Origin of the sequence: Corynebacterium sp. KPL3927, assembly GCF_040225835.1 — a bacterium.
GTDB lineage: Bacteria > Actinomycetota > Actinomycetes > Mycobacteriales > Mycobacteriaceae > Corynebacterium.
The window spans coordinates 43,849-68,814 of sequence record NZ_JBEHGD010000008.1 but is presented as its reverse complement, the minus strand read 5'-3'; the positions used below and the strand labels follow the sequence as shown (position 1 = coordinate 68,814).

The following is a 24,966-nucleotide window of genomic DNA, read 5'->3' as shown; positions in this document are numbered from 1 at the left end:
TCTTCTCTTTCACCATCTATCCGTAAAATATTGCCAATTTCCCGCGCCACGCCGTGCTCTCTACTTAGGGTAATGGCGCTGCTCGCGGTCTAAAATTGGCCGATTAGTACATTTTCGTAGTGCAATGGGAGTTCATGTGAATCGTTTTCTGCGCTCGCTGCTGGGGAAGAAAGATTCCGAGCGTAATGAGGCCACGCCGCCTTCGACGCGGCAAAAAGATGGGCCGACAGGTGATTCCTCCACTGAGGCTTCCACGCCTAAATCCACCGCACCCGCCGAACCGAATGCGGAAAGCCACACTGATAAAGGCGCGCGGAAGCAACAACAGGCTCCCAGCTCGAGTGGGCAAAACAGCAAGTCAACACCACAGTCCAAAGGCAAACAGGACAGTAAGAAAGCTGCACAAACAAAGCCTACGGACATCGACCGTGGTCTCGCGCGCCAGTCGCGCCAGATAGGTACGCCCACGCCGCAACAAAAGCAGGCTACCCGCGCTCAAAATGCGAAGGCTGCCAAATCCGCTCCGACTAAGGGCACTACCCAAAACAAGCAGAACGGTGCCGCGCAGAAAAAGACCGAAGCGAAAAAGCGCCAACCGATAAAGCCAGCCACGGCCAAAGGATCTAAAAAACCGCAGCAACCCGCGACCGAGACGAAGGAATTCCCAGCGAGCCCCGCCGGTACGTCCAGCAGTCCTAATACTTCCCGCCCTAAAAACTCCGCTCGCGCATCCCAATCTTCCGGCACTACTCGGTCCTCCGACGCTGCTCGTCCTTCGGGCACGGCTAAGCCTTCTGGCCCTACGAAGCCCGCCGATGATTCGGCGAGCGCCACGCAAGGAACCCCTGAATTTCCTACCCAGCAGTCTTGGCCCGCCCAAAAGCCCAAACAACACAAGCCAGAGCAAGCAAAGCCCAAGCAGCACAAGCCTGAACAGCGCGCATCTAGTCGGCAGCGACCAGAGCAGCGCCAAACCGCACAAGAATCTGCCGCTGCCCAAGGGCCCGCCTCTGTCCAGGAGCCTGCCTCTGCGCAAGAACAAAAGACTAGGAACCCGGGTGGAGAAAAGACCGCACCCACGAGGGCCGCTCAGCCTCAGCGCATTCCTGCCGAAGAGAACGCGCGAGAACAACAGCCTGCAACCGATCACTCTGCAGAGAAGTCATCTTCGCAGGGCAAGCAGGGCGCCAATAAATCGAAATATGCCTTGCAGAATCAACAAAACGACTCTGAAGTACTAGCAATACCGCCAGAGGATAAAAACGTGCGCAAGAAGCGGCACGCGCGGCTACGCCAAGTCAAGGGCCTCGATGGCCTGCGCGGCCTAGCCGTTGTCGCTGTGGTCTTATACCACTTTTTCGGTGACGCCCTACCCGGCGGCTACTTGGGCGTGGACATGTTCTTCGTCCTCTCCGGCTTCCTTATTACATCGCTCCTCGTGCGCGAATACCGCACATCCGGGACGATTAGCCTGAAGGACTTTTGGGTCCGACGCTTTAGGCGCATCCTGCCGGCCGCCGTCGCCGTGCTCGTTTTCTGTACGGCAATCGTTGCGTGGATTGGCGGAGATTTGGCCGTCGGCCTGCGTCAGCAATTCTTCGGCACTCTGTTCTTTGTCAATAACTGGACACAGATTGCCACCTCGCAATCCTATTTTGCTGATAACGAGATCCAGGTATTCGCCCACTACTGGTCACTCGCCGTAGAAGAGCAGTTCTACCTCATTTGGCCGCTGCTCATGCTGGGTATTTTCCGCATCTCATCGCGCCAGCCGCGCCGCCTTCCAGTCGTGGTCGCCAGCGTGCTGGGGCTTGCCTCCTTCGCGACCATGTGGTTTATCTTCACCCCAGGCGAAGATCCCACCCGCGTGTACTACGGCACGGATACCCACGCTTTCGGCCTGTTGACCGGTGCAGTCCTCTCCTTGTTGATGACCTCTACGAAGTCCGATCCCAACGCGGATTCCTGGGCCACCACCGGCAGGGTAGAAACCCGCGCCGCCGGCATCATTGGCTTCTTGGCACTTATCGGCTACGTTGCGCAACTATTCCTCATGCCTGACGATGCCGAATTTACCTACCGCGGCGGACTCTTCCTCACCAGCATCCTTGGTGCCCTCATGGTGTGGGGTGTCATTCACGAGTACGGCCCGATGACGCCGCTATTTAGAACCAAAGTCATGCGATGGTTCGGTCAGCGTTCCTTCTCGCTGTACCTCTGGCACTGGCCGGTCATCATGATTTTGCAGGCGCTATTCCACGGCAATCAGAACTCTGAGGACTCCTGGATTCTAGGCTTGATCGCCATCCCCATCTCCCTGATCCTCTCGGAGATCTCTTATCAGTTCATCGAGAATCCTTTTCGCCGCGGCGGATACAAGAAGACGTGGAAGAACTACTGGGCCTCGCGCCCGAGCTTCAGCGAACTCAAGGATGGTTTTGGCAAGGCCATGTGGCCAGTGGTCCCATTCTTGGTTGTCGCCTCTCTGGTTGGTGTTGTCTACGGCGTGGTCAATTCCAGCGACAAGACCGAATTGGAGCAGCAGCTCGACCAGCTCCAGCAGCAAAACGAAAGCAATAACCCACCTCCACCGGAGGCATCCGCGCCATCGACAGCATCGACTGAAGACGATAAAGACGGGGCGAAGGAAAAGGACGACGCCAAGACCCGCCCCATCCCGAAGGGAACGGACATTACCGCGATCGGTGATTCGGTGATGCTGGCGGCTAGTGATGCCCTCAGCCAACGGTTCCCTGGCATTTATATCGACGCCCAGGAATCCCGCCACTACACGGTGGGTATCCAAATCCTTCAGCAAATGAAGGATGCCGGTACGTTGCGCGATACCGTATTCTTGGGATTCGGTACCAACGGCGCCGCCCAGCCAAATCAAATCAGCCAGGCCATGGACATCATCGGCAAAGACCATACCGTGGTAATGGTGGTTCCCTACGGTGACCGCGAGTGGATGGCGCAGTCCCAGCAGGACGTCATCGACGCCGCCAAGGAATACGACAATGCCTATATCGCTGACTGGTGTGGCTACGCCGAAAATAATCCGGACATGCTCTACTCCGATGGCGTCCACCCGCTTCCCGAAGGCGCCACCGGCTATTCCGACGCCTTCTATGACGCTCTGAAGCAATATTCCAAATACGACAAGAGCGTGTCCTCACAATGCCAGGCTTAACGGAGAGCGCGGCGGTAGGCAGTTAGCGCATGTGCGCCGGCTTCCTACCTTGGCCCCACCCTCGCCCGCCCCTTCGCGCTCGCGGGGTGGTTCGATCTCACCGGGCGGGTTCCCCGCCCGTGACCGCGAAGGGCGGGGTTATAAGCTCCGACTCGCAGGTGAACGCATAAATGAAGACCGCACCTATGGTTCACATGAGTGCGGTCTTTAGTATAAGGCAGCGTAATTAATCGACGGCGAACTCGCCCATCTTGTCCCACCCGGTGCGTCCATCGATGTGGACGTTGATGATGTCTGGGGTCTCTACGAGGTACTTAGGGAATTCGTCGCAGGCGCGCTTGAAGTGCTCGCCCTGAACGTGCTCTACGTCCTTGCCATCTGCGTAGGACTCGAGCAGCAGGAAGCGCTGAGAGTCTTCCGGATCGCGGTACCACTTGAAGTCGATGCAGCCAGGCTCGGCGTTGCAAGCCTCGGTGTACCAGTTGATCTCATCAAGGAAGGTATCGGCGTATTCAGGCTTTACGTGGAACTGTACGTTAATCAAAATCATGCCCCCGATTCTACCAATGATGTGTCCACTACGTCATGGCTGTTCTGCCATGCACGCGGACCTCGGAAGAATCGGGGGCAGGTTCCGCGGAAGCTAAGAACTAGTTGAGGAAGTACTCCGCGATGTAGATGAACTCGCCGTCAAAGGCGGTGGCGACGCCATAACCGTACTCAGGTCCGGGGGTTACCTCGAGGCCCCGGTTAAACCAGTTGAGGCGCTCCTGGGCTTGCTCTTCGGACAGACGGTAAACATTGCCCTGCCCTTCTTCAGTGTGGGTCACGCCGCTTGCCACATCGCCGTAGTACTTTAGCTCACCGTTTGCACCCTGGTTTGCCCATTCCTGCGCGATAGCGCTTGCGGTCTCATCCGGGTGGTGGCCAGCCTGGGCTAGGTGATCAGCGGTGGCTACCTGCAAGTCAGCGGCAACCTGCGGGGCTTCGAAGGCTTCAGGCTCCGGTGCGGCTTCAGCCGTAGGCGCTTCTTCCGCTGCTACTTCCGGTTCAGCTTCGGGTGCGGCCTTTAGAAAGCTGGGCAAAGTAACGTTGTATTTTTCAGCAAAGGTAGACACCTGCTGAACCTGCGGGGCCGCGTTAAGCTCCGCAGAAGCCACTGCCGTGGTGCCGGACAGGGCGAGTACGGTGGTCAGGACTGCTGCGGTGGCGCTTCGAATCGGCTTCATAATTTTCAGCCTGTCATAACTTTTCAGAGGGCGAAAGCATATCGCCGGTTCCACCGCACTTCGATATGGCTTTGTTATAGAAACGGCGCTCGGTGAGTTCTCGGCTACCTCGCGGTAGTGAAGAAGCCTCCAGGAGGCCTAATAAATACCTACATCGAGTTCATCGAATTGCCGCTGCAGCTCCTCCGAATCAATGGAGCGGGCAACATCGGGCCCGGCGATGGCCGCAAAGCCATCGAGGACAGAGTTCCCGTAATTATGGCCCACACCATCGGGAACATCCTTGGCTCCGGGTAGATCCGCGGCAACTTGTAGGTAGGTAATAATAGGCATCCACTGCATCACGCGTTCACGGGAATAGGGGGTATCTTCTTTCATCCAATCCGGCTCTTTGAAGGCCAATTCGGGCGACCACCAGCTCACTGGATCGGAAGGATGCTGAATATACAGCATGCGGGTCCTGCCCCACTCCTCTTCCGGAACGCGTCCCCAGCGGCGAACCTGGTCCACGTCGTTGGCAAAGCGAACCACGAGGCCGCCGGCGTAGACCGGCGAGATTTCTGTGGACCCGGGATCACGGCGCTCCACAAACTGCGAGCGCAACTGGTTAAAGTGCGGCGGGCCAGTCAATAAGATGCCATCGACGGAATTGGCAATATCGCGCACCCCGGAAAAGGCGGCCTCGATGCCGGTTGTGCCTAAGGACTCACCGTAGAGGTAGAGCTTGGGCCGGTCATCTTCTGGCAGTGAATTCCACCAGTCCACGATGGGGTTGATGAACTCTTCCCCGGCGCGCTCTACTTGGCCGCCGCCGCCAAGGAAGTGGAATACAGACGGCATGGCGGAATACTGCGCCGCGGCAATGGCGGTATCCCCACCATAGAGTAGTTCGAAGGCTTGCGCGGAATAGGACGATACCCAGCCGGTGCCGGTAGTCATGGTCAACAGGAGGGCCTTGCGGTCTTGGGCGTGGGTGCGCTCGAGTTCATCGATAAGCAGCTGCGCCCGCCCCTCATTGGAGTCGCGGTTACCTAGGCCGGCGTAGGCGCGGATGGGTTCTTTGGCAGGTTTCCCGGTCACCTGTTCTAGCTCGGCCTTATGCGCGCCGGAGCTGAGGAACCGGGAGCCTTGCAGGCCGACGCCGTGCCAATCGACATCGGAAGTAGGCGATCCGGAGCGCTCACTCAGGGTGGGGCGCTGAGTGTCCGGATCGGGGTCGGCGTTCTGGGCGGTAAATACCCTATCGCCCAAGCTCACGATGGCACCGGGAATGATGTTTTCAACGGTGTAGATAGCGATGACCGCAACGATGAGTACTGCCCCGAGGCGGCGGTATGTGGAGCGGAACCGCTGCGGGAAGCGCCGCGCTAACCAGCGCACCAGAAAGATAATGGAGCGCAGGATGAGCAGGAAGACGGTAAATACCGCCAGCGCCAAAGGCACTACCAACAGGTAGCTGGACATGGACGGCGAGGGCACGGAAAATACGCGTGCGAGCTGGTGCTGCCACCGCACGGCGATGATTACGAAACCAACCAGCCAGGCAATAAACGCACCTGTGGCGATGCGCGCCACCAGCCGGTAACGCTTTGGTTCCCATTCAGAGGCGGCAAGCCAGGGATACTTATCCGCCCATTTGCTCACGACGAAGCGGTACCACACCAGCTTCACGCCGATGCCCACCACGTAACCGAACCCGGCGGCCAGGCCCGAGACTAGGCCTTGATAGGGCCAATCGCGCGGCAAAATGGAAGGAGTAAGGCCCAGGGTAGACAAAATGGCGGCGCCGATAATGCCCCACGGATCGAGGTGGCGGACGATATCGGCGATGCGAACTTCTACTGCTCGAGCTTCTCCGCTAACTCCAGCCATTCCATCTCCAAATCCTCATAGGCGCTGCGGTTGTCCTTTAATTCCGCATCAAGGCGGGTCATCGCTTCGGTATCGACTTCTTCTGCCGCCGCGGCCAATTTCTCATTGATCTGCGTAGCAGTTTTTTCCAGCTTTTGCATCTTCCGCTCGAGGGCATTCATCTTCTTGGTGATTTCGCGCTCTTGCTGGGAAGAAAGCTTCTTTTCCGGCTTCGGGGCCGGCGCATCCGTCTTCTTTTCTCCCAGGTTTAACACGCCGGTGTTTTTGCCAGCCTCGATTTCTTCGCGCTTGCGCAGGTACTCGTCGATGCCACCGGGAAGGTTCGTCAGGTTGCCATCCCCAAAGAGCGCATACGTATTATCCGCAATGCGCTCGATCAGGTAGCGATCGTGCGAAATGACCACCAGGGTACCCGGCCACGAATCGAGTAGGGATTCCAGTTCCTGGAGCGTATCGATATCCAGGTCGTTGGTGGGCTCATCGAGGAGTAAAACATTGGGTTCTGCCATGAGCACGCGGGTGAGCTGGAGGCGGCGGCGCTCGCCACCGGAAAGATCCCCGACCGGGGTGCGCTGGCGCTTGGCGGAAAAGCCGAGGCGCTCGGCCAGCTGAGAGGCGCTGAGCTCCTTTTTGCCTAGCTGCACGTAGGTGGCAACATCCTCGACGGCATCGAGAAGCCGGCGCTGCGGATCCAAGTCATCGAGTTCCTGGCGCAGCCAACCTAAGCGCACGGTTTGGCCCTCGATGCGCTTTCCGGCTGCGAGCTCGTATTCGCCAGCCAGTGTGCGCAGCAGCGTGGTCTTTCCGGAGCCATTAACACCCACGAGGCCGATGCGCTCGCCTGGGGCCAGGCGCCAAGTGAGGTGATCGACCAAGGTGCGGCCATCCGGGGACTTCACGGTGGCATCTTCTAGCTCGATGACCACGCGGCCCTGACGCTGCTTGGAAAAGGACATGAGCTCGACCTTGTTGCGCGGCTCGGGGACATCAGAAATCAGCGCTTCCGCAGCCTCAATCCGGTAGCGCGGTTTCGAGGTACGCGCCGGTGCCCCGCGGCGCAACCACGCCAATTCCTTGCGAGCTAAGTTTTTGCGGCGTTGCTCCATCGCATCGGCCTGGCGGGCGCGCTCGGCGCGGGCGAACGTCCAGTCGTTGTATCCGCCCTCATATGCATCGACCGTGCCGTCGTGGACCTCCCACGTCCACGTGGCAATGGTATCGAGGAACCAGCGATCGTGGGTGACCACGATTACGGCAAGGTTGCGCTTGAGCAGGTGATCCGCCAGCCACTGCACACCTTCCACGTCAAGGTGGTTCGTGGGCTCATCGAGCACCACCAGGTCTAAATCCTGCACCAGCGCGGCCGCGAGGTTCACGCGGCGGCGCTCGCCACCGGACAGGGAGCTCACGGGAGTATCCAGCCCTAGGTCCACGATGCCGAGTCCACCGAGCACATCGCGCACCTTGGCATTGGAGGCCCATTCGTAGGTCTCGAGCTCGAGGGGTTCAATGATCGCCTGAGCGATGGTGAGCTCTTCGGGCAGATCAAAGCGCTGCGTCACCACGGCCATGCGCAGATCCGAGGTGTGGGAAACGCGGCCGGAATCTGGCGGCTCGATGCCGGTGAGTACTTCCAGCAGGGTGGTCTTGCCGCCGCCGTTGACGCCCACGATGCCGATGCGGTCCCCGGTTTGTACGCCGAGGGATACCCCATCAAGGAGAGTTTTTAAGCCATAGGACTTGGTGACTTGCTCGAGGTTAATCAGGTTTGCCATAACAGGGACTCATCTTAATACCTCCCTACCGCCACCCCCGCATTCCCAAACATGTTGCTACCGAATTTCACTTGCAATACTCTGCGTGTGTATGAAGAAGCACACACTTACCCTCTGCACTATCCTCTCTGCCTCAGCGCTCACCATCGCTTCCTGCTCGGCGCCGGAAGAAGACACCGACGCCCAAAACACCAGCGAATCCACCACCGCGGAAAGCCACGAACATGACCATGACCACGATCATGATCACGAGGGCCACTCCCACGACGGCATGGAGGCAGAAGAAGGACAGACCGAGGTAGCCCAGCTTCCCACGCGCATCGTCTTCTCCCACGCTGATGGTCTGACCACCTACGATGCCAAATCTGGAGACGTCCTCGATGAAGAAGAGATGAATGCCTTCCTTCGCCTCAATGACGCCGACAACGACCGCCACGTCATGGTAACCAAGGGCGATAACTTCCTCACCTACGACACCGGACTCATCACCAAGGCTCACGGCGACCACAACCACTACTACACTGCGGATCCAGAGCTGGGCGATGACAAGATTAAGGCGCCCCACGCTGGCCACGTGGTCCACCACGATGGTTTTACCGCCCTATTTTCTGATGGGGATGGCGTAGCCAAGATTTATAAGACCGAGGACATCGGCTCCAAGGACGCCAAGCCCGTCAACACCGTCAAGACGGGCGAGGCGCACCACGGCGTGGCCGTCCCGCTTGAGGATGGCTCCGTGGTCATCACCAAGGGTACCGAGGACGAGCGCCACACCATCCAGCACCTGGACAAGGACGGCAAGGTCTTGGATGAGACCACCAAGTGCCCCGGCGTCCACGGCGAAGCAGCCGCTGGAAATGGAAAGCTCTTCTTTGGCTGCGAAGACGGCCCCGTAGTCTTTGATGGCTCCAAGTTCCACAAGGTAGACGTCTCCGGCTATGCCGGTGCCGATGGCTACCAGCGCTCCGGAAACGCCGCGGGTTCTGAGGAATCGAACGTCATCCTGGCCGATAATAAGACCGACAAGGACGCCGAGTCCGAGCACCCCACCTCCGCGACGCTGATCAATACCGAGGACTACTCCGCCAAGAAGGTGGACTTGGACGGCTCCTACTGGTTCCGCTCCCTGGCACGCGGCCCGATGGGCGAGGCTCTGGTGCTGACCACCGACGGCAAGCTCAATGTCATCGACCCAGACTCCGGCGAAATCACCAAGCAGATCGACGCGATTTCCCAGTGGAAGGAAAACGAGGAATGGCAGCAGCCGGGCCCAATCCTGAAGGCCGCCAATGGCTATGCCTACATCACGGACGCTCAGAAGAAGGAACTCGTCGTCATCGACCTCCTGCGCGGTAAGGAAACCGACCGCTACGAGCTGGACTTCGAGCCCACCGAAATGGCCGTGCTCTAAGTCTCCAGCGCTCTAGTGCTCGTGCTTGGCGATGCCCCCACTCGCCCCAAGCTAGAGCACCTCCGCACCCGCAGCCGGGCCCTGGGCTACAACGCCCTTGGTGCCCGGTATTTCTATGCTGACCTGTGCTGCGACTTCCTCCGCATCTTTGCGGGTAGCGCATAAGAACGCGCAGGTGGGACCGCTGCCGGAGACGATACCGTTGAGCGCGCCCGCATCCATGCCCGCCTCCAACGTCTTGCGGAGATCTGGGCGCAGGGATAGCGCGGCGGGCTGTAGATCATTGTGTAGGTGCGCCGCCACACGGTGGGCATCGCCGGAGATAAGCGCCTGGGAAACCTCCGTCGTATCGAGCGCCGGCGCGGTTACCCGCCCTGCATCACGCAATTCATCGAGTTTGCTGAACACACTTGGTGTTGAGAGCCCACGGTCAGAAGCGATCAGCGCCCAGTGATAGGTGCCCCTGGTCATCATGGAGGTCAACTGCTCCCCGCGCCCAGTACCAAGCGCTGTGCCGCCCAGCAAGGTAAACGGCACATCGGAGCCGAGGGCGGCGCCCAAGGCATTCAGAATGTGATCTCCTACCGAATCAATCCCGTAATAACGGCCGTAGCAGCGCTCGGCAAGGCGCAGCGCCGCCGCGGCATCCGCAGAACCGCCCGCCATGCCGCCGGCGGTGGGAATCGCCTTGTGAATCTCAAGGCCCACCTCTGGAATCTTGATGCCGCCGCGGGTGACATACAGGTGCTGCATGATGCGGTCTACCGCAGTCCAGGCCAGGTTCGTATCGTCCTCGGGCACGCCCGCCGCGTGCGGACCGGATACATTGAGGTGCTGCACGCGGGGCTTATCCACTTCGGGGTTGCCTAAATCAGTCAGCGTTACCGTATCGTGCAGGCTCAGGGACTGAAAGACCGTGACTAGCTCATGAAAGCCATCCTCCCGCGGTTCCGCCACGCCAAGGTGCACATTGACCTTGGCGTGCGCATGTGCGGTATAGGTGATCGGCTCGCTTTCGTGTGGTGCGCTCACTGTAGTCCTGCCAATCGTACAAAGTCTGCAACAGCGAGCTTTTCCCCGCGCTGCTTCGGATCGATTCCGGCCGCGCGCAAGGCCTCCTCGGCGGCCGCGCCGGAGCCGTAGTGGCCCGATAGCGCGGCGCGGAGGGTTTTGCGGCGTTGGGCAAAGGCGGCATCGACAAGCGGCCAGACCGCAGCGCGCGCGGCATCGTCAACCGGCCAAGGCGGGGTATCGAAGACATCGATGCGCACCAAGCCGGAGGCAATATTGGGCGCGGGCCAAAAGACATTCTTGCCAATGGTCCCAGCTTGGCTCACCGTGCCATAAAATCCGGCCTTCACGGAAGGCACGCCGTAGATCTTGCTGCCGGGCTCCGCGGCGAGGCGCTGCGCCACCTCCAGCTGCACCATGACGAGCACGCGGCGGATGGAAGGAAACGTCTCCAAAAAGTGCAAGAGCACTGGCACCGCCACGTTATAGGGCAGGTTGGCCACCAGCGCCGTAGGAGCCGCTACATCCTCGCTGGTCACGCGCAGCGCGTCCTTTTCCACCACACGCAGGCGCTCGGCGTAGTCCGCGGCGCGCTCGCCCACCGTTACCGGCAGCTGCGCAGCCAAGCGCGGATCGATCTCCACCGCGGTGAGATCTTCAACGATCTCCACCAGCCCTAGGGTCAGCGACCCCAATCCGGGGCCGACCTCCACGACGCGGTCTGCGGGATCCAGATCCGCGGCCGCGATGATGCGGCGAATGGTATTGGGATCATGGAGGAAATTCTGCCCCAATTTCTTGGTGGGCGTGATATCCAGTTTCTCCGCTAAAGCTCGGATTTCTACTGGGCCTAAAAGCGCGGCGCCCGGGGAATCAGTCATGCTCTCTAACCTAGTTGAAGAATGCAGAAAGTCGCACCCCGCGCCGTGGTGACGCGGGGTGCGGTGCAGAATGCGCGGTGCTGCGGGTGCTTTATGCTTTTTAACGCAGGCCCAACTTAGAGGTACATGCCGGCCATGCGCCCCAGCCCTGGGAGGCTTGTACCTTTTGTGCCACGGCGATTTGCTGCTCGCGGGTGGCCTGCCATGCCTCAGGCGCGTATTCGGTGCCGCCGAAGCCAGCCCAGGTGGACGGCGTGAATTGCAGGCCACCGGAGAAACCGTTGCCGGTATTGATGGACCAGTTACCGGTGGATTCGCACTGCGCGATGGAATCCCAGACGGAGCCATCGGCCACGGCGGGGGCAGCCGCGCCCGAGTTACCGCCTTGCGGCTCCGGCTCCGCCTGCTTGGTACCGCGGGCGATGGTCGCGGGCTTTGGCCCTACAACGACCTCATCCTTGATGACCTCTTCGGATTCCTTCTTGCCGTTCTTCATAACCACCTTGCGGGTGATTTCGCGCTTGCCCTTTTCGCCCTGCTCGCGCACCTCTTCGGCGCCGGCTTCCAGCTCAGGGTCATCCACGAAATGCGGCTCGGCGTCGAATTCCTCGGTGGCATTCTCGGTCTGAATGTCTATCCGCTCAACCTTGATAGACATGCCCTCGGTGACTTTTTCTTCCTTGGCTGGGAAGACGCGGTCATCCTCACCGAGCTTGATACCGCGCTCCTTGAGCACATCGCCCACGGTCTTGGCGGCAATCTTGGTGTAGGTATTCTTGCCGCCATCGTTAATCTTGATGATCTTGGGGGAAACGACCTCTAGATCCATGCCATCTTTTAGCTGGGTATCTTTGTCCACGTCATCCTCGCCAGACTTCACGGCAGCTCCCGGGTTTACGCCCTGCAGGTTATTGAGCAGATCAGAAACGGTGAGATCGGTAGTGGAAAGCTGCTGCTGTTCACCATCGATGGATACGGCGACTGGCTTGGCGGTGCGCACGGAGATCTCATCGCCATCGGTCACGGACTCAGATGGTGCGGGCGAGACGATGTCCTCTTCGCCCACCTGAACGCCGGCGGCCTGCAGGGCGCCGTCCACGTCCTTGGCAAAGGTAGCCAGCTCCACCTTGTCGCCGTTGACGTCTACGACCAGGTCTTTCTGCGCAGCAATCGCCACGACACCGCCTACAGCGAGGGTGCTCAATACGCCACCCGTTGCCAGGCGCAGCGGCAGGGAACGTGAATTATTAATGCGCTTAATGTGGTGAGGTGCCATGTGTAGTTAATCTCCGGTAGTGCTGTCTATCCAGTATCAGAATTGTTACCGCTGGCTAGGGAAACCAGCGGCGGTGCCCGCTACTGCCCCGACTGTGGAGCAGCGCGGTGGGAAGGTAGAGACATAAAGCCTCAACGAACAATCAATAACAATACGATAACGAGTAAGGAAAGTCGAGAAACGTTGCGCCACAGCTATAACTGGCGAAAACAGTTGTCACATCAAGCACCCATACCACCAGCGACCAGCGGGTTTAATTTTGTGACACTCCTCACTCATCTTCCGTGTTAATCCCATACACGCGATAAAAAGTCTCGTTGACCTCCGCCGCCAAAGCCTGAGTGGTCTGGTGGCGCGCCCGGGCAATGCAGTCATAGGTGTGTCCGATCAGGGAAGGCTCATTGCGCTGCCCGCGGAACGGCTCTGGGGTCATAAACGGCGCATCGGTTTCCACCAGCAATTGTCCCGCCGGGGCCAGCGCCGCCGCCTGGCGCAGTTCCGCATTGCGCTTGAAGGTGACATTGCCAGCAAAGGACAACACGTAGCCTCGCTCGAGTGCTTCTTCTGCTACCCGCAGCGGCGAGGAGAAGCAGTGGAGCATGACGGTGGCGGGCGCGGGGGCATCGGCAAGAATGCGCAGCAAATCCTCATCCGCCTCGCGGTTATGGATCATAAGCGTCTTGCCGGTGCGCACCGCCAGATCGATATGCCAGCGCAGGGATTCTTCTTGCTGGATCAAGCTCGCGGTGGTCTCCGGTTCGTGGTGAACCCAGTAGGCGTCCATGCCGGTCTCCCCCACCGCCACGCACTGCGGATCCGCCACCATGTCCTCCAAAGCGGCCTTGGTGGGTGTATCTAACTCATTTGCCCGCACTGGATGGATGGCGCAGGCAGCGTAGACATTGGGAAATGCGCGCGCGGTGGCAAGAGCCGCTTCGGATTCGCGGCGGTCATCGCCTACCGTTACCAGGCGGGATACCCCGGCTGCGCGGGCGCGATTGACCAGCACCGCATCGGTATCTTTATGCGAGAAAAGGTGGGTATGCGCATCACTGAGCCCGCTGAGCCCTGGGGCCGGAATGGGAGTAGGACGTGGCTTCTTTTTAGACATACCCGCAATTGTAATATTGGCAGCTATGTTGATCAGACCAGCGGACCTGAGCGATGTCCCCGCCATAACCGATACCCTCAACTGGGCCATCGAGCATACCGACGTCATCTTTAACTCCACCCCAGTCACCGTGGCTGAGCGCGAAGAACACCTGCGCCACATCCAGGACATGGACTGTCCCTTCCTCGTTGCCGAAACCGATGCTGGCGAATACTTGGGCTGGGCGCTCTACCACCCCTACCGCGATCCCCGTATCTGGCAGGGCTGCTATGAAACCACGATTTACCTTTCCCCCAATGCCCAGGGCCAAGGCGTGGGCACCGCCCTTATGGGTGAGCTGGTAGACCGCGCCCGGGCGGATGACAAGGTGCATTCGCTGCTCGCCTTGATCGTGTCTACTAATACGGCATCATTAAAGTTGCATGAAAAGTTCGGGTTTGAAAACGTGGGAACTCTCAAAGAGGTAACCTACAAATTCGATCACTGGCTTAGCCTCACCCACTTAGAACTTCTGGTGTAAAGGACTTTTGATGCATATTCGCCCCGCCGAGCTTGCCGATGCCCCCTCCATTTCCGCCATCTACAATGCTGCCTCCGCCGCTAAACCGGCGAATAACCTCATTACCTGGCAAGAAGAGGTCTCTGACCGCGAAGATTGGCTGAAGGACATGTCCAAGGCGGGCTCGCCCGTGCTCGTTGCCGTAGACGATGATGAAATCATCGGCTGGGCCGCCTACTTTCAATTCGTCACGCCCGCCATCTATTACGGCACCGTCGAAGATTCCGTATACATCTCCCCCGTCGCCCAGGGCAAGGGCGTAGGCTCTGAGCTTCTCGATGCCCTCATGGACATTGCCGCCGACGATCCCTATATCGAAACCATGATTACCTACATCGTGGATACCAATGCCGGTTCCATTGCGCTGCACAAGAAATTTGGGTTCACAGAAACTGGCCGCATGCCCAATATCCACACCAAGGACGGCGTGCGCCTAGGCCTGGTTCACCTGCAGCGCGATTTCCAGCACTAGGCAGAACCTTTAAGGCATAGCAAAAGCGCGGTGGCCTTCCCTTTTCATTGGGACTGGCCACCGCGCTGTGTGTATCTAGCGGGACGTTACCGCGCTAGTTCATCACCGGCGCCCATTCCGGGCCGGTTTCGCCGAGCTCTGGATCCAGCTTGGAAATCAGCGGCTTCGGTTTTGCCAAGGTAGTACCTGGTGCCACCTGGATGCGCTCCCACTTGGCCTGCTGCTGGGTGTAGTCACCCATAATGACAGGATATTCGTGGTTTTCTGGGGGAAGCCCCGCGCCCACGAGCTCAACCGGGATATCGTCCTTGACCTCGCGCACCTCAGGCTGCGCGGCCCATTCGCCGGTGCGGCCCAAGGTCTCGTGCACCCTTTGCGCGGTAAACGGCAGGAATGGGGTGAGCATGACATTGCAGTCAGACACGACCTGCAGGGCGGTCCACAAGACGGTAGCTAGGCGCTCGCGCTGGGTTTCATCCTTGGCAAGCTTCCACGGCTCTTGGGAGGCAATATAGGCATTCGCCTCGCCCACCACGTGCATGATGGAGACGATGGCCTGCTTGAACTTGGATTGCTCCAGCAGGTCACCGGCGGTGGTGAAGGTCTCCTCCGCCAGCTGCAAAATGGCCTCGTCGCGCTCCTCCAGGGCCGCCGGAACCGGAACCTCGCCAAAGTTCTTGTGCGCCATGGATACGGTGCGGTTGACCAGATTGCCCCAGCCATTGGCCAGCTCATTATTCACGCGGCGCACGAATTCATCCCACGTAAAGTCCGCGTCGTTGTTTTCCGGGCCAGCTACGGCAATAAAGTAACGCAGCGGATCCGGGCCGAACTCCGCAAGGAAGTCCTTAACGTAGATCACCACGCCCTTGGACGAGGAGAACTTTGAGCCGGACATAGTCAAGTATTCCGAGGACACGATTTCCGTTGGCAGGTCCAACTCACCGTACTGGTGCAGCTCGCCGCCCTTTGAGCCCTTGCCGGCATAGCCCAGCAGTTCCGCCGGCCAGATCTGCGAGTGGAAGGTGATATTGTCCTTGCCCTGGAAGTAATAGTGGCGGGTTTCTGGGTCCTGCCAAAATTCCTTCCACGCCTCCGGCTGGCCGGTGCGGTGCGCCCACTCGATGGAGGCGGACAGGTAACCCACGACGGCATCGAACCACACGTACAGCTTCTTCGCGTTATTGTCCTGCCAGCCTTCCACCGGAATGGGAATGCCCCAGTCAATATCGCGGGTCATGGTGCGCGGACGCATATCCTCCAGCAGGTTCAAAGAGAACTTCAGCACGTTCGGGCGCCAATCCTCGCGGGTGGAAAGCCACTTTTGCAGCTCGTCCTTAAGCGACGGCAGATCCAGCAGGAAGTGCTCGGTCTCCACGAACTGCGGTGTTTCGCCGTTGATCTTGGACACTGGGTCAATCAGGTCTACCGGGTCCAGCTGGTTGCCGCAGTTATCGCACTGGTCACCGCGGGCGCCATCGGCACCGCAAATGGGGCACGTGCCCTCGATATAGCGGTCCGGCAGCGTGCGGCCGGTGGACGGAGAGATTGCCCCCTTTGTGGTCTCTTTTAGCATGTAGCCGTTCTCATTGAGACCCTTGAACAGCTCCTGTACCACCGAATAGTGGTTGCGGGTGGTGGTGCGGGTAAAAAGGTCATACGACAACCCGAGGTTGGCCAGATCGTTGACGATTTGGCGGTTATAGCGGTCTGCGAGTTCGCGGACGGATACGCCCTCCTTATCGGCTTGGACCAGCAACGGGGTGCCGTGCTCGTCCGTACCGGAGACCATGAGTACGTTGCGGCCGCGCATTCGCTGGAAGCGGGCGAATACGTCAGAGGGAACGCCAAAGCCAGCCACGTGACCGATGTGGCGCGGGCCATTGGCATATGGCCAGGCAACATTTACTACTAAAGACTCAGTCATGGAGTCCAGTTTATCGAAGCACCTGCACGAACACACGTTGAGGGCACATTACCCCAACCACCGAAAAGCGCCCGCCTCCTTCCCTAGTTTGGGAAAGCGGCGGGCGCTACTACCGAAAGCGGTAGATACTTAATCTACTTGCGCTTCATCGGGTTCTTCAAACGCTCGTTGCGGCGCTTCTTGAGCTCCTGCGTGCGCTGGTAGTCGCGGTGCAAGCGGCGTTCGCGGGCCATCTTGCGCTGGAACTGTTGCGCCTCGCGGTACTCAAGGTAAATGATGTCCTGGCTCAAGTCCTTGTAGATGGCGAACATCAAGCCAATGACGATGAACAAGAACGGCAGCGCCGCCACGATGGTGACGTTCTGCAGGTTGGACAGTGCATCCTCATTAACCAAGAGCAGGGTCAAACCAACGGCTGCGGTCAGAGCACCCCACAGGGCGGATAGCCACGGCTTCGCGGTTGCGGCACCATTTTGTGTCATCGAACCCATCACGGTGGACGCGGAGTCCGCGGAGGTAATGAAGAAGGTGGCCAGCAAGATGACGGCGACAACGCCGGCAATGAAGCCACCAGGCAGGTTGTGCAGGAGGTTAAACAGCTCTACCTCGGCGGATTCGCCGGTGATGGATTCGCCGTTTTGCTCCATGTGGATTGCGGTGCCGCCGAAGATGGCGAACCACAGGGTGGAAACGCCGGCTGGGATGAGCAGGACGCCCAAGCAGAACTCGCGGACGGAGCGGCCGCGGGAAATGCGCGCCAAGAACATGCCCACGAATGGGGACCAGGAGACCCACCATGCCCAGTAGAAGATGGTGTAGCCAGACAGCCACTCACCGGCGGTACCGTTCTCGGACTCTGCGGTACGGCCGATCATCTCGGTGAAGTAGTTGAAGTAGTTACCGATGGATCCCGGAATCTGGTTCAGGATGGTCACGGTTGGGCCCAAGATGAAGACGAAGATGGCCAGCACCGCAGCCAAGACCATGTTGGCATTGGACACGTACTGAATACCCTTGCCCACACCGGAAAGTGCGGACAGCAAGAAGGCCAGGGTCAAGACCAAGACAATGCCGATAACCACGGACTGGGTTGGGTTATCGATGATGCCGGAAGCTTCCAGGCCTGCCTGAATCTGCAGCGCGCCCAAGCCCAGGGAACAAGCGGTACCGAAGACGGTGGCGAAGATGGACAGGATGTCAATGAACTTGCCCAATCCGCCGTTGGCGCGGCGCTCACCGATGAGCGGCACGAAGGTCTGACTTAGCAGCTGCTTGCGGCCGATGCGGTAGGTCGAGTACGCGATGGCCAAACCAACAATGGCGTAAACAGCCCAGGGGTGCAGCGTCCAGTGGAACATGGCGTAGGCCATGGATGAGCCCACGTTTTCCGTTCCTCGGCCGGGCGTACCGTCGCGGTAGTTCGCCAGCGGCTCGGAAGCACCGTAGAACATGAGGCCAATGCCCATACCCGCAGCGAACATCATGGCGATCCACGAAGGCGTGGAAAACTCCGGTTCCTCGTTAATGTGGCCCAACTTGATGGAGCCAAACTTGGAGGAAGCAATAAAGATCACGAAGGCCACGAAGACGGTGCCAAAGAGCACGTAAGCCCAACCGAACTTATCGACGACCCACGTCAGGGCCGCGGAAGAAAAGTCGGCGAAGTTATCCGGGGCGGCAAGGCCCCAGATAACGATGGCGGCAACGAGAACACCCGCAATACCCATGATGGTCCAGTCAATCGGGATATTATCGCGGTCCGCAGCAACTTCGATTTCCGGGTCGTCATACTCTTCGGGGTGGAACCCCTCAGAGTTGATCATGTCCTGGATCTGGCTCGTCGCCGTCTGTTCATCCAGTGCCTCTTCTACCGTTTGATAATCCTCAATCGGCTGCTCGCTCGAAGCAGTAGAAGTGGTCCCAGCAGGCGCTTCGCTGGGCCCCTTCCCTTCTTCGGGCACGCCAGTGCCGTTATTTTCAGTATTAGTCATGCTCTCTACAGTGGTGTTATGCCCCCAATTTTTCAAACCGTTTTGTTACCAAAACCCCAGCTTATGCACATTTTTGAGCATTTCCTTAATGCTTCCTGCACACTTATAAGCCGCATATCCCCACGTAGACGGCTTTTAGGCGCCACACGCCCGAGCAAGATAACGATTCGATAACACATATAGAAGCGTGAAACCTACTGTTAGCACGACCAATTGTGACCGTTTATACAGCGCATAGAAATAACCTGCGTACGATTCAACAAGTGCTCAACTAGCGGGCAGTCAGCGGGCATCCAAAGCGGCATCGTATAACTCCCGATTGGATACCCCAGTCCCCTTGGCGGCCTGCTTGCACGCGTCCTTCAAGCGCATGCCGGCCGCGGCCAACTCCAAGGCCTGCGGGACAAGGTCAGCGGCGGTCACGGCAGCGCCGGTTCCGCCTTCGATGACCACGGTAATTTCGCCCTTGACTCCCTCGCTCGCCCACTCGGCCAGCTCAGCTAGCGGGCCGCGGCGCACCTCCTCATACGTCTTGGTCAGCTCGCGGCATACCGCGGCGGGGCGATCGCCGCCGAGAACCTGGGTGGCATCGGCAAGCGTCTCGGCGATGCGGTGGGGCGATTCAAAAAATACGATGGCGCGCTTTTCATTGCGCAGCGATTCCAGCCACGCCTTTCGCGGGCCGGGCTTGCGCGGCGGAAATGCATCAAAGAGGAAGTGGCCCACGCCCAGGCCAGAGAGGGCGAGCGCCGTAGGCACCGCCGAGGGGCCTGGGAAACACGTCACGGGAATATCGCGTTCGGCGGCCGCGGCCACTAGAGACAGGCCTGGATCGGAAATAATCGGCATGCCGGCGTCGGTGACCACGAGGACGGTGCCGTGCTGGGCGGCATCGATAAGCTGCTGCGCACGCGCCTGCTCATTGTGGTCGAAGTTGGACACCACGGTACCGGAAATCTCGATGCCCAGGGCCTGCGCCAGGTTGCGCACGCGGCGGGTATCTTCGGCAGCGATGACATCAGCATGCGCCAATGCCTGCATCAGGCGCGCCGAGGTATCACCGACATTTCCCAAGGGCGTGGCGGCAAGAATGACGCCGCGCGGAAGTGGTTCCAGACCTAAAGCTGACATGCCTCTAGCATTCCACATTCTCCTATGCACCCGCGCGCAGGCTCGTCGCCTAAACTCTTTTTCGTGACTATTGCTACCGCTGCCCCCTCTAGCTCACCGCGCACCCCGCATAACCGCGTGATGCCGCCGGCACCGCGCACCTACACGTGGGGCAAGGCCGATTGGATAAGCACCGGCATCATCGCCGTTCTCGCACTGATCACGCGGTTCGTGGGCCTTACCGCGCCGGTATCACAGGGCACACCTGTCTTCGATGAAAAGCACTACGTTCCCCAGGCCTGGGACATGGTCAAAAGCTGGGATAACTTATTCATCGGCGGCATCGAGACCAACCCGGGCTTTGGGCTCGTGGTTCACCCGCCGCTGGGCAAGCAGATCATTGCCATTTCGGAATGGGTCTTTGGTTATACCCCGCTGGGCTGGCGCTTGATGACGGCCCTCTTCGGCGTCGGCACCGTGCTGATGACCATGGCGCTGGCCCGTCGGTTGTCCTTTTCCTGGCAAGTGGCCACCTTTGCCGGCATTCTGGCCGTCTGCGATGGCGTCCTCTTGGTTTCTGCGAAATTCGGCATGCTGGATATCTTCCAGGTCTTTTTCATCGTGGCCGCAGCGTGGGCACTAGCCCGCGATCATCAGCAGATGCGCGTGCGCCTCCACCACGCCCTGTTGAGCGGTGGGATGGGCACCTCCCCATTCGGGCCACGCTTTGGCTTCCGGTGGTGGCGCTTTACCGCCGGAGTCTTTTTAGGCCTATCACTTGCCGTGAAATGGTCTGGGCTGTACTACATCATGTTTTTCGGCCTGCTCTGCGTCTTTAGTGACCTCGCGCTGCGCCGCAAGTATGGCATTCGCCGCTATATTGTGGGCACGCTCATTCGCGATACGCCCGCGGCACTTGCCTCCCTAGTAGCCGTGCCAATAATGATTTATGTGTGGAGCTGGCGCGCGTGGTTTGCCTCAGAGACCGCGGTCTACCGGCACGCCAAGGTGGATGGGACCATCGGGGAAGACTCTTGGCTCATGCACTTACCGGAGCCTGTGGCCGGCTGGTTTTATTACCACTCCTCCGTATTGGATTTTCACGCCAGCTTGACCTCTTCTGGTGGCCACCACCACCCGTGGGATTCCAAGCCGTGGGCATGGCTGGCCGGGACTCGGCCCATTTTGTATTACTCAAGTACGGACCTGGAATGCAGCGGCGGTGGCGAATGCCGCAAGATGCTCTACCTCTTTGGCACCCCGGCGATCTGGTGGCTGGTAGTCCCCGCAGTACTTTGGGGGCTGTGGTCGCTTATCATCCGCCGCAACCGCGCCTTCCTCATTCCCCTCGTGGGCTTTGCGGCCGGATTTCTCCCGTGGCTGGCGGCCTTTGACCGGCAGATGTACTTCTTTTATGCCACCGCGTTTATCCCGTTTGTCATCGTGCTTCTCGCCCTCACGCTAGGCCAAATGGTCGGACGCGGTAAGCCCATCAGGTGGCGGTGGATTAGGCGCATCGCTGGCGGGTCGATGCGGCGGGGAACGTTTGCAGCCGCCTGCTACCTCGCGCTGGTGGTCGCAATGTTCTTCTACTTCGCGCCCATCTTATACGGCTTCATCATCCCGGAGTCTTGGTATCAATCCATGATGTGGCTGCCCAGCTGGAAATAGGTGGCAGAAACCCGTTCGCCTTAGTGCGGCTGCGCGTTCAAGGATTTCCACCACGCGCGCACCAGGTAGCCCTTCTCGGCAGCCCACGCCCAGGCCAGACTAATGGTCGACAGCGCGGTAGCGATGAGCAAATAGACCTGTTCCATGGTGACGGTGCCGAGCGCAATATCGCGCACGCCAAAGCCAAAAAGAAATGCAAACATCGTGGCGGATACCGGGAAAAGCCCGGTCACAGAGGCTGGGCGCCAGGCGCTCCACAGCAGGCCACACGCCATGCCAAAGCGCACGGCCGCGCCTTCCATCAGCAGGTTGGCGCGGTCTGGATCGGCCGCAGGGTCCAGCACCGAACCCTCTGTGCCCAGCGGCACTAGGCCGGAGGCACGCACCACTTGTACGATGGCCCACACCGCAAAAACGAGTCCCATGACTACCAAGGCACTGCGTGCCACCGTGAGGTTGGCCTGCCTGGCGCTCGATGCCCGCTTCCACTCCGGTTCTACCCCGGCGAGGATCACCTCAGAAAGATCCGTCGGCGGCGACATGCCGGAATCCGCCGGTTCCACGAAACTTAAGGAACGCGATAGCGCCGCTGCCTTATCGCGAAACGCTCGGCACTCCGCGCAGTGTTCTAGGTGGGCGTCGATGACGTCTGCGGAAAGCTCCGCTTCTTCGCCATCCAGCTGGGCGGAAATCGCCGCTTGCACTTGGCTATGCGTCAACATTGCTTAACGCCCTATCCAAGCTCGCCCGGCCAGAACCAAAAATAACGATCATTATGAGGGACATGCACAGCACCAAGGGGTACTCGATGCCACCGTCGCCGGCAAAGAGGCCATTTCCCCAGTGCACGAAGTACAGCGCGCCCACCATGTCCACGGCCAGCGCCGCAGCGGCAAAGGTGGTTAACAAACCAATGACGAGGAAGGCGCCACCCACCATCTCCCCGATTGCGGCGGCATAACCGGCTATCTGTGGCTGCGGGATGCCGAGGGCAGAAAACTGCCCCACCGTCTCATCCATTCCGTCCATGAACATCTTGTCCACGCCGTGCGCAATAAAGATGAGCCCGAGGACCAACCGAAAAAGCAGCAACGCGGCATCACGAACGGCAGGTCTATTCATGGTCAATAGACTACATCGAATGCCCACCCCAACGCGAAGACACCGCCGCCCCACGCCCTGAGCTCGCAATTTCACCATCTAGCGAGGTACACGCTGCATCCCACCCGCAAACGCTGCTTCAATGGAGAAAGACAAGGAAAATAGGCACAACACACCAATAGGAGAACCATCCATGGACACTGACACCACCACCGAAGAACGCACCCCGCTGGCCTATGACGAGCACGGAGTAGCCCGCACGCCGTGGGCCGTGACGTCGTCGCTATTGACGGATTATTACGACACCGAATGGGGCCTTCCCATTAGGGACGAGGCCGGCCTTTTTGAGCGCCTGAGCCTGGAGTCCTTCCAGTCTGGGCTGTCTTGGGCCGTGGTATTAAAAAAGCGCCCCGCCTTCCGCAAGGCCTTTTGCCACTTCGATCCGGAAAAGGTCGCGGAATTCGGCGAGGCCGAGGTGGAGCACTTGCTTGCCGATGCCACCATTATCCGCAACGAAACCAAGATCCGCGCCACCATTAATAATGCGAAGGCCACCATTAAACTGCGCGAAGAGGGTGGCTTAGCGGATTTCATTTGGAGCTTTCAGCCCACAGAAAATATCTACCCCGAGGTCATGGAGGATATTCCGAACAAGAGCCCAGAATCGCAGGCCATGTCGCGGGAATTGAAAAAGGCCGGTTTTAAGTTCGTGGGGCCGGTGACCTGCTTTGCGCTCATGGAGGCAATAGGGATGGTCGATACCCATCTCTTGGGCTCCCACCGCCGGGCTACCTCCGGCGTATGGCCGGAGGAAACCGAAAAACTCCACGGAAGCGAGGGAGAAGCTGTCTAATTAACCCGCGCGGCGAGCGGCCAGGTCATCGCGGCGCCCTACCCCATCGGGCCCGGCGTGCGGGCCATCAAAGTCGCCGTCCTCATCATCGCTGTAGCTTAAGGGAAGGTGCTCAAAGTCGGGGCTTTCATCATCGATTTCGACGACGACCGCACCCGGGCGGCGCAGGTTGCGGGGGATCTTCAACGCCTCATCATCGGTATTGTGAACGCCCAACCGCGCCCGGCGCAGGTGCTTTACCCGGCGGCGCAAAAGTGCTTGTTCTTGCCGGACTTGCGCGCGCAGCGCCACCAGGTAGGTCCCAGTCAGGATGCCGACGATGCCTGCCAGCCACCAAGTCCATCCACCGGCCACAATGCCCAGGGCCACGGTGAGGACCACTGCGATGGCTAGGCCGATGAGCGTGCGCTGGCGGCGCTGGTAGCGGGTAGCGGACTTCTCCTTTTCCGCTACTGGGTCCCAACCACCGCGGCCAAGGCGCCGCTGAGCAAATGCCACCTCGTCCTCAGAAAGGTCTGTATTCAGCGCCGCGTCCTCAGCGCCACGGGCGCCGTACTCATCTGCTTCCGCCGATTCCTCTGCTGCACCTTCGGATTCAGACTCTGCGGAGTCGGTTTCTGCGGTATCTGCTTCTTCTGCATCAATGACTGGGGCGGGATCAACCGCGCCCGGATACATCAGGTCAACCGGGGAAGTATAGGTCTCGTCGTAGGCATACGCGTCCTCGGCAATGTCCGCTGCCACCGGCGCGGTGAAGGACTCGGTGGAATTGGCAACCACATCGCCGCGGCGGCCCTTGCGCTTTGCACCGCCTGCTTCCTCGCCGGCGCGCTCGTCATCATCGAGCAAGACATCATCGACATCGTCCGTGTTCACATCTGCATCGTCGGAGTCCCTAGACGTACGCGCGCTATCGGCGGGAGTGGTGGCATTGGTCGCATCGGTGGTATCAGCGGCAGCGGCTGGAACCGCGGATTCCTCAATGACTTCACCCTCGATGGTCTCTGCCGTCTCCTCCGCCGGGGTGGCGTGCTCCTCGTGAGCGTCTGCCTCGCCCTCATGGGCGGCGGAGCGGAATCCGCGACCACCCACGCCAAAGGGTTGCGCCCGGGCGCGGCGGGCAGCACCGGCAATGGTCCGTGACTGTCCACGGGAAGCGCGGTCCTCTGCCTCTTCATCGATCAACACGTCTTCGACGTCTGCTTCGCGGTCTGGGTCCTCAGCGGCAGCGGGTACGACCTCGTAGTCTTGGTCTTCATCCGCGGCACTGCGGTGGACGTCATCGGCCCGCAAGCGGGGGCGGCGGCGGCCGGCAACATTGCCGGAATCACCAGAAAAGAGCACGCGGGTATCCTCAAAGGCCTCGCCGGTATGGCTCATCGGGCGATTGCTCCTGCCCAGTAGCCACGGCGCGAGCACGAAGAGCCACACCACGATGATTGCAATAACTGGCACAGCTGTGGACACGACTTAAGGACCTTCCCTTGGGGTGCATATGATTACTCCACTGTAATCGCTAAAACCGC

General features: G+C 59.6%; 20 protein-coding genes. 6 read left to right on the top strand and 14 right to left on the bottom strand.

Annotated features, from left to right (window positions below):
- Positions 1-136: 136 nt before the first annotated feature.
- Positions 137-3,190, top strand: coding sequence for an acyltransferase family protein (locus ABRP86_RS05920; RefSeq protein ID WP_349863022.1), 3,054 nt, complete (start codon positions 137-139; stop codon positions 3,188-3,190).
- Between the two features lie 226 nt (positions 3,191-3,416).
- Here ABRP86_RS05920 and ABRP86_RS05915 read toward each other — a convergent pair whose 3' ends face one another.
- The 4 genes from ABRP86_RS05915 to ABRP86_RS05900 form a co-directional block, all read right to left on the bottom strand.
- A complete protein-coding gene (locus ABRP86_RS05915) occupies positions 3,417-3,740 on the bottom strand; it encodes a putative quinol monooxygenase (RefSeq protein ID WP_005279956.1) in 324 nt (107 codons plus the stop codon).
- Positions 3,741-3,840: 100 nt separating this feature from the next.
- Positions 3,841-4,419 carry a hypothetical protein gene (locus ABRP86_RS05910; RefSeq protein WP_349863020.1) on the bottom strand — a complete coding sequence of 193 codons (579 nt, stop codon included), beginning with the start codon at positions 4,417-4,419 and terminating at the stop codon, positions 3,841-3,843.
- A 138-nt stretch (positions 4,420-4,557) separates the two neighbouring features.
- Positions 4,558-6,291, bottom strand: a complete 1,734-nt coding sequence (locus ABRP86_RS05905; RefSeq protein WP_349863019.1) for an alpha/beta-hydrolase family protein — start codon at positions 6,289-6,291, stop codon at positions 4,558-4,560.
- Positions 6,258-8,066 (bottom strand): ABC-F family ATP-binding cassette domain-containing protein, encoded by a 1,809-nt coding sequence (locus ABRP86_RS05900; RefSeq protein ID WP_349863017.1) that lies wholly within the window; start codon positions 8,064-8,066, stop codon positions 6,258-6,260. Before ABRP86_RS05900 ends, ABRP86_RS05905 begins: the two co-directional genes overlap by 34 nt.
- Before the next feature lie 91 nt (positions 8,067-8,157).
- On the opposite strand from ABRP86_RS05900, the gene ABRP86_RS05895 reads away from it, so the two are divergent.
- Positions 8,158-9,477 carry a hypothetical protein gene (locus ABRP86_RS05895; RefSeq protein ID WP_349863015.1) on the top strand — a complete coding sequence of 440 codons (1,320 nt, stop codon included), beginning with the start codon at positions 8,158-8,160 and terminating at the stop codon, positions 9,475-9,477.
- A gap of 51 nt (positions 9,478-9,528) precedes the next feature.
- Here the strand turns inward: ABRP86_RS05895 and ABRP86_RS05890 are convergent, their stop codons facing one another.
- The 4 genes from ABRP86_RS05890 to ABRP86_RS05875 form a co-directional block, all read right to left on the bottom strand.
- Positions 9,529-10,509, bottom strand: a complete 981-nt coding sequence (locus ABRP86_RS05890; protein WP_349863013.1) for a 4-(cytidine 5'-diphospho)-2-C-methyl-D-erythritol kinase — start codon at positions 10,507-10,509, stop codon at positions 9,529-9,531.
- Positions 10,506-11,369 carry a 16S rRNA (adenine(1518)-N(6)/adenine(1519)-N(6))-dimethyltransferase RsmA gene (rsmA, locus tag ABRP86_RS05885; RefSeq protein WP_023026016.1) on the bottom strand — a complete coding sequence of 288 codons (864 nt, stop codon included), beginning with the start codon at positions 11,367-11,369 and terminating at the stop codon, positions 10,506-10,508. The genes ABRP86_RS05890 and rsmA overlap by 4 nt, the downstream gene beginning before the upstream one ends.
- Before the next feature lie 100 nt (positions 11,370-11,469).
- On the bottom strand, positions 11,470-12,645 hold the full coding sequence (locus ABRP86_RS05880; protein ID WP_023026014.1) for a resuscitation-promoting factor: 1,176 nt from the start codon (positions 12,643-12,645) through the stop codon (positions 11,470-11,472).
- Between the two features lie 271 nt (positions 12,646-12,916).
- Positions 12,917-13,756, bottom strand: a complete 840-nt coding sequence (locus ABRP86_RS05875; RefSeq protein WP_349863010.1) for a TatD family hydrolase — start codon at positions 13,754-13,756, stop codon at positions 12,917-12,919.
- Positions 13,757-13,781: 25 nt separating this feature from the next.
- Between ABRP86_RS05875 and ABRP86_RS05870 the strand changes: the two genes are divergently transcribed.
- Both ABRP86_RS05870 and ABRP86_RS05865 read left to right on the top strand, forming a co-directional pair.
- Positions 13,782-14,276, top strand: coding sequence for a GNAT family N-acetyltransferase (locus ABRP86_RS05870; RefSeq protein ID WP_023026009.1), 495 nt, complete (start codon positions 13,782-13,784; stop codon positions 14,274-14,276).
- 10 nt (positions 14,277-14,286) lie between these two features.
- Positions 14,287-14,787: a GNAT family N-acetyltransferase gene (locus ABRP86_RS05865; protein ID WP_023026007.1), complete on the top strand. Its 501-nt coding sequence runs from the start codon at positions 14,287-14,289 to the stop codon at positions 14,785-14,787.
- A gap of 94 nt (positions 14,788-14,881) precedes the next feature.
- Here the strand turns inward: ABRP86_RS05865 and metG are convergent, their stop codons facing one another.
- The 3 genes from metG to rsmI form a co-directional block, all read right to left on the bottom strand.
- Entirely contained in the window at positions 14,882-16,714 is a 1,833-nt protein-coding gene (metG, locus tag ABRP86_RS05860; RefSeq protein WP_349863008.1) for a methionine--tRNA ligase, read from the bottom strand.
- Positions 16,715-16,848: 134 nt separating this feature from the next.
- Entirely contained in the window at positions 16,849-18,705 is a 1,857-nt protein-coding gene (locus ABRP86_RS05855; protein WP_349863006.1) for a BCCT family transporter, read from the bottom strand.
- A gap of 282 nt (positions 18,706-18,987) precedes the next feature.
- The gene (gene rsmI / locus ABRP86_RS05850) at positions 18,988-19,836 is read right to left on the bottom strand and encodes a 16S rRNA (cytidine(1402)-2'-O)-methyltransferase (protein ID WP_023026000.1); all 849 of its coding nucleotides are present in this window, start codon (positions 19,834-19,836) and stop codon (positions 18,988-18,990) included.
- A gap of 24 nt (positions 19,837-19,860) precedes the next feature.
- Between rsmI and pmt the strand changes: the two genes are divergently transcribed.
- Complete coding sequence (gene pmt, locus ABRP86_RS05845; RefSeq protein ID WP_502880304.1) at positions 19,861-21,486, top strand: protein O-mannosyltransferase; 1,626 nt, start codon at positions 19,861-19,863, stop codon at positions 21,484-21,486.
- Positions 21,487-21,506: 20 nt separating this feature from the next.
- Here the strand turns inward: pmt and ABRP86_RS05840 are convergent, their stop codons facing one another.
- Complete coding sequence (locus tag ABRP86_RS05840) at positions 21,507-22,208, bottom strand: zf-HC2 domain-containing protein (RefSeq protein ID WP_349863004.1); 702 nt, start codon at positions 22,206-22,208, stop codon at positions 21,507-21,509.
- Positions 22,195-22,608, bottom strand: a complete 414-nt coding sequence (locus tag ABRP86_RS05835) for a DoxX family protein (RefSeq protein WP_005279936.1) — start codon at positions 22,606-22,608, stop codon at positions 22,195-22,197. Before ABRP86_RS05835 ends, ABRP86_RS05840 begins: the two co-directional genes overlap by 14 nt.
- A 172-nt stretch (positions 22,609-22,780) precedes the next feature.
- On the opposite strand from ABRP86_RS05835, the gene ABRP86_RS05830 reads away from it, so the two are divergent.
- Positions 22,781-23,440 (top strand): DNA-3-methyladenine glycosylase I, encoded by a 660-nt coding sequence (locus ABRP86_RS05830; protein ID WP_349863002.1) that lies wholly within the window; start codon positions 22,781-22,783, stop codon positions 23,438-23,440.
- Here ABRP86_RS05830 and sepX read toward each other — a convergent pair whose 3' ends face one another.
- Entirely contained in the window at positions 23,441-24,895 is a 1,455-nt protein-coding gene (sepX, locus tag ABRP86_RS05825) for a divisome protein SepX/GlpR (RefSeq protein WP_349863000.1), read from the bottom strand. It lies immediately after the preceding gene.
- Positions 24,896-24,966 lie beyond the last annotated feature (71 nt).

What these genes read in the sequence shown, in the direction of transcription:
- ABRP86_RS05880 (WP_023026014.1), bottom strand. Translation starts at nt 12,645, where the DNA reads ATGGCACCTCACCACATTAAGCGCATTAATAATTCACGTTCCCTGCCG.
- ABRP86_RS05915 (WP_005279956.1), bottom strand. Translation starts at nt 3,740, where the DNA reads ATGATTTTGATTAACGTACAGTTCCACGTAAAGCCTGAATACGCCGAT.
- rsmI (WP_023026000.1), bottom strand. Translation starts at nt 19,836, where the DNA reads ATGTCAGCTTTAGGTCTGGAACCACTTCCGCGCGGCGTCATTCTTGCC.
- rsmA (WP_023026016.1), bottom strand. Translation starts at nt 11,369, where the DNA reads ATGACTGATTCCCCGGGCGCCGCGCTTTTAGGCCCAGTAGAAATCCGA.
- ABRP86_RS05830 (WP_349863002.1), top strand. Translation starts at nt 22,781, where the DNA reads ATGGACACTGACACCACCACCGAAGAACGCACCCCGCTGGCCTATGAC.
- ABRP86_RS05870 (WP_023026009.1), top strand. Translation starts at nt 13,782, where the DNA reads ATGTTGATCAGACCAGCGGACCTGAGCGATGTCCCCGCCATAACCGAT.
- ABRP86_RS05840 (WP_349863004.1), bottom strand. Translation starts at nt 22,208, where the DNA reads ATGTTGACGCATAGCCAAGTGCAAGCGGCGATTTCCGCCCAGCTGGAT.
- ABRP86_RS05900 (WP_349863017.1), bottom strand. Translation starts at nt 8,066, where the DNA reads ATGGCAAACCTGATTAACCTCGAGCAAGTCACCAAGTCCTATGGCTTA.
- ABRP86_RS05855 (WP_349863006.1), bottom strand. Translation starts at nt 18,705, where the DNA reads ATGACTAATACTGAAAATAACGGCACTGGCGTGCCCGAAGAAGGGAAG.
- ABRP86_RS05875 (WP_349863010.1), bottom strand. Translation starts at nt 13,756, where the DNA reads ATGTCTAAAAAGAAGCCACGTCCTACTCCCATTCCGGCCCCAGGGCTC.
- ABRP86_RS05865 (WP_023026007.1), top strand. Translation starts at nt 14,287, where the DNA reads ATGCATATTCGCCCCGCCGAGCTTGCCGATGCCCCCTCCATTTCCGCC.
- metG (WP_349863008.1), bottom strand. Translation starts at nt 16,714, where the DNA reads ATGACTGAGTCTTTAGTAGTAAATGTTGCCTGGCCATATGCCAATGGC.
- ABRP86_RS05835 (WP_005279936.1), bottom strand. Translation starts at nt 22,608, where the DNA reads ATGAATAGACCTGCCGTTCGTGATGCCGCGTTGCTGCTTTTTCGGTTG.
- ABRP86_RS05895 (WP_349863015.1), top strand. Translation starts at nt 8,158, where the DNA reads ATGAAGAAGCACACACTTACCCTCTGCACTATCCTCTCTGCCTCAGCG.
- pmt (WP_502880304.1), top strand. Translation starts at nt 19,861, where the DNA reads ATGCACCCGCGCGCAGGCTCGTCGCCTAAACTCTTTTTCGTGACTATT.
- ABRP86_RS05910 (WP_349863020.1), bottom strand. Translation starts at nt 4,419, where the DNA reads ATGAAGCCGATTCGAAGCGCCACCGCAGCAGTCCTGACCACCGTACTC.
- ABRP86_RS05905 (WP_349863019.1), bottom strand. Translation starts at nt 6,291, where the DNA reads ATGGCTGGAGTTAGCGGAGAAGCTCGAGCAGTAGAAGTTCGCATCGCC.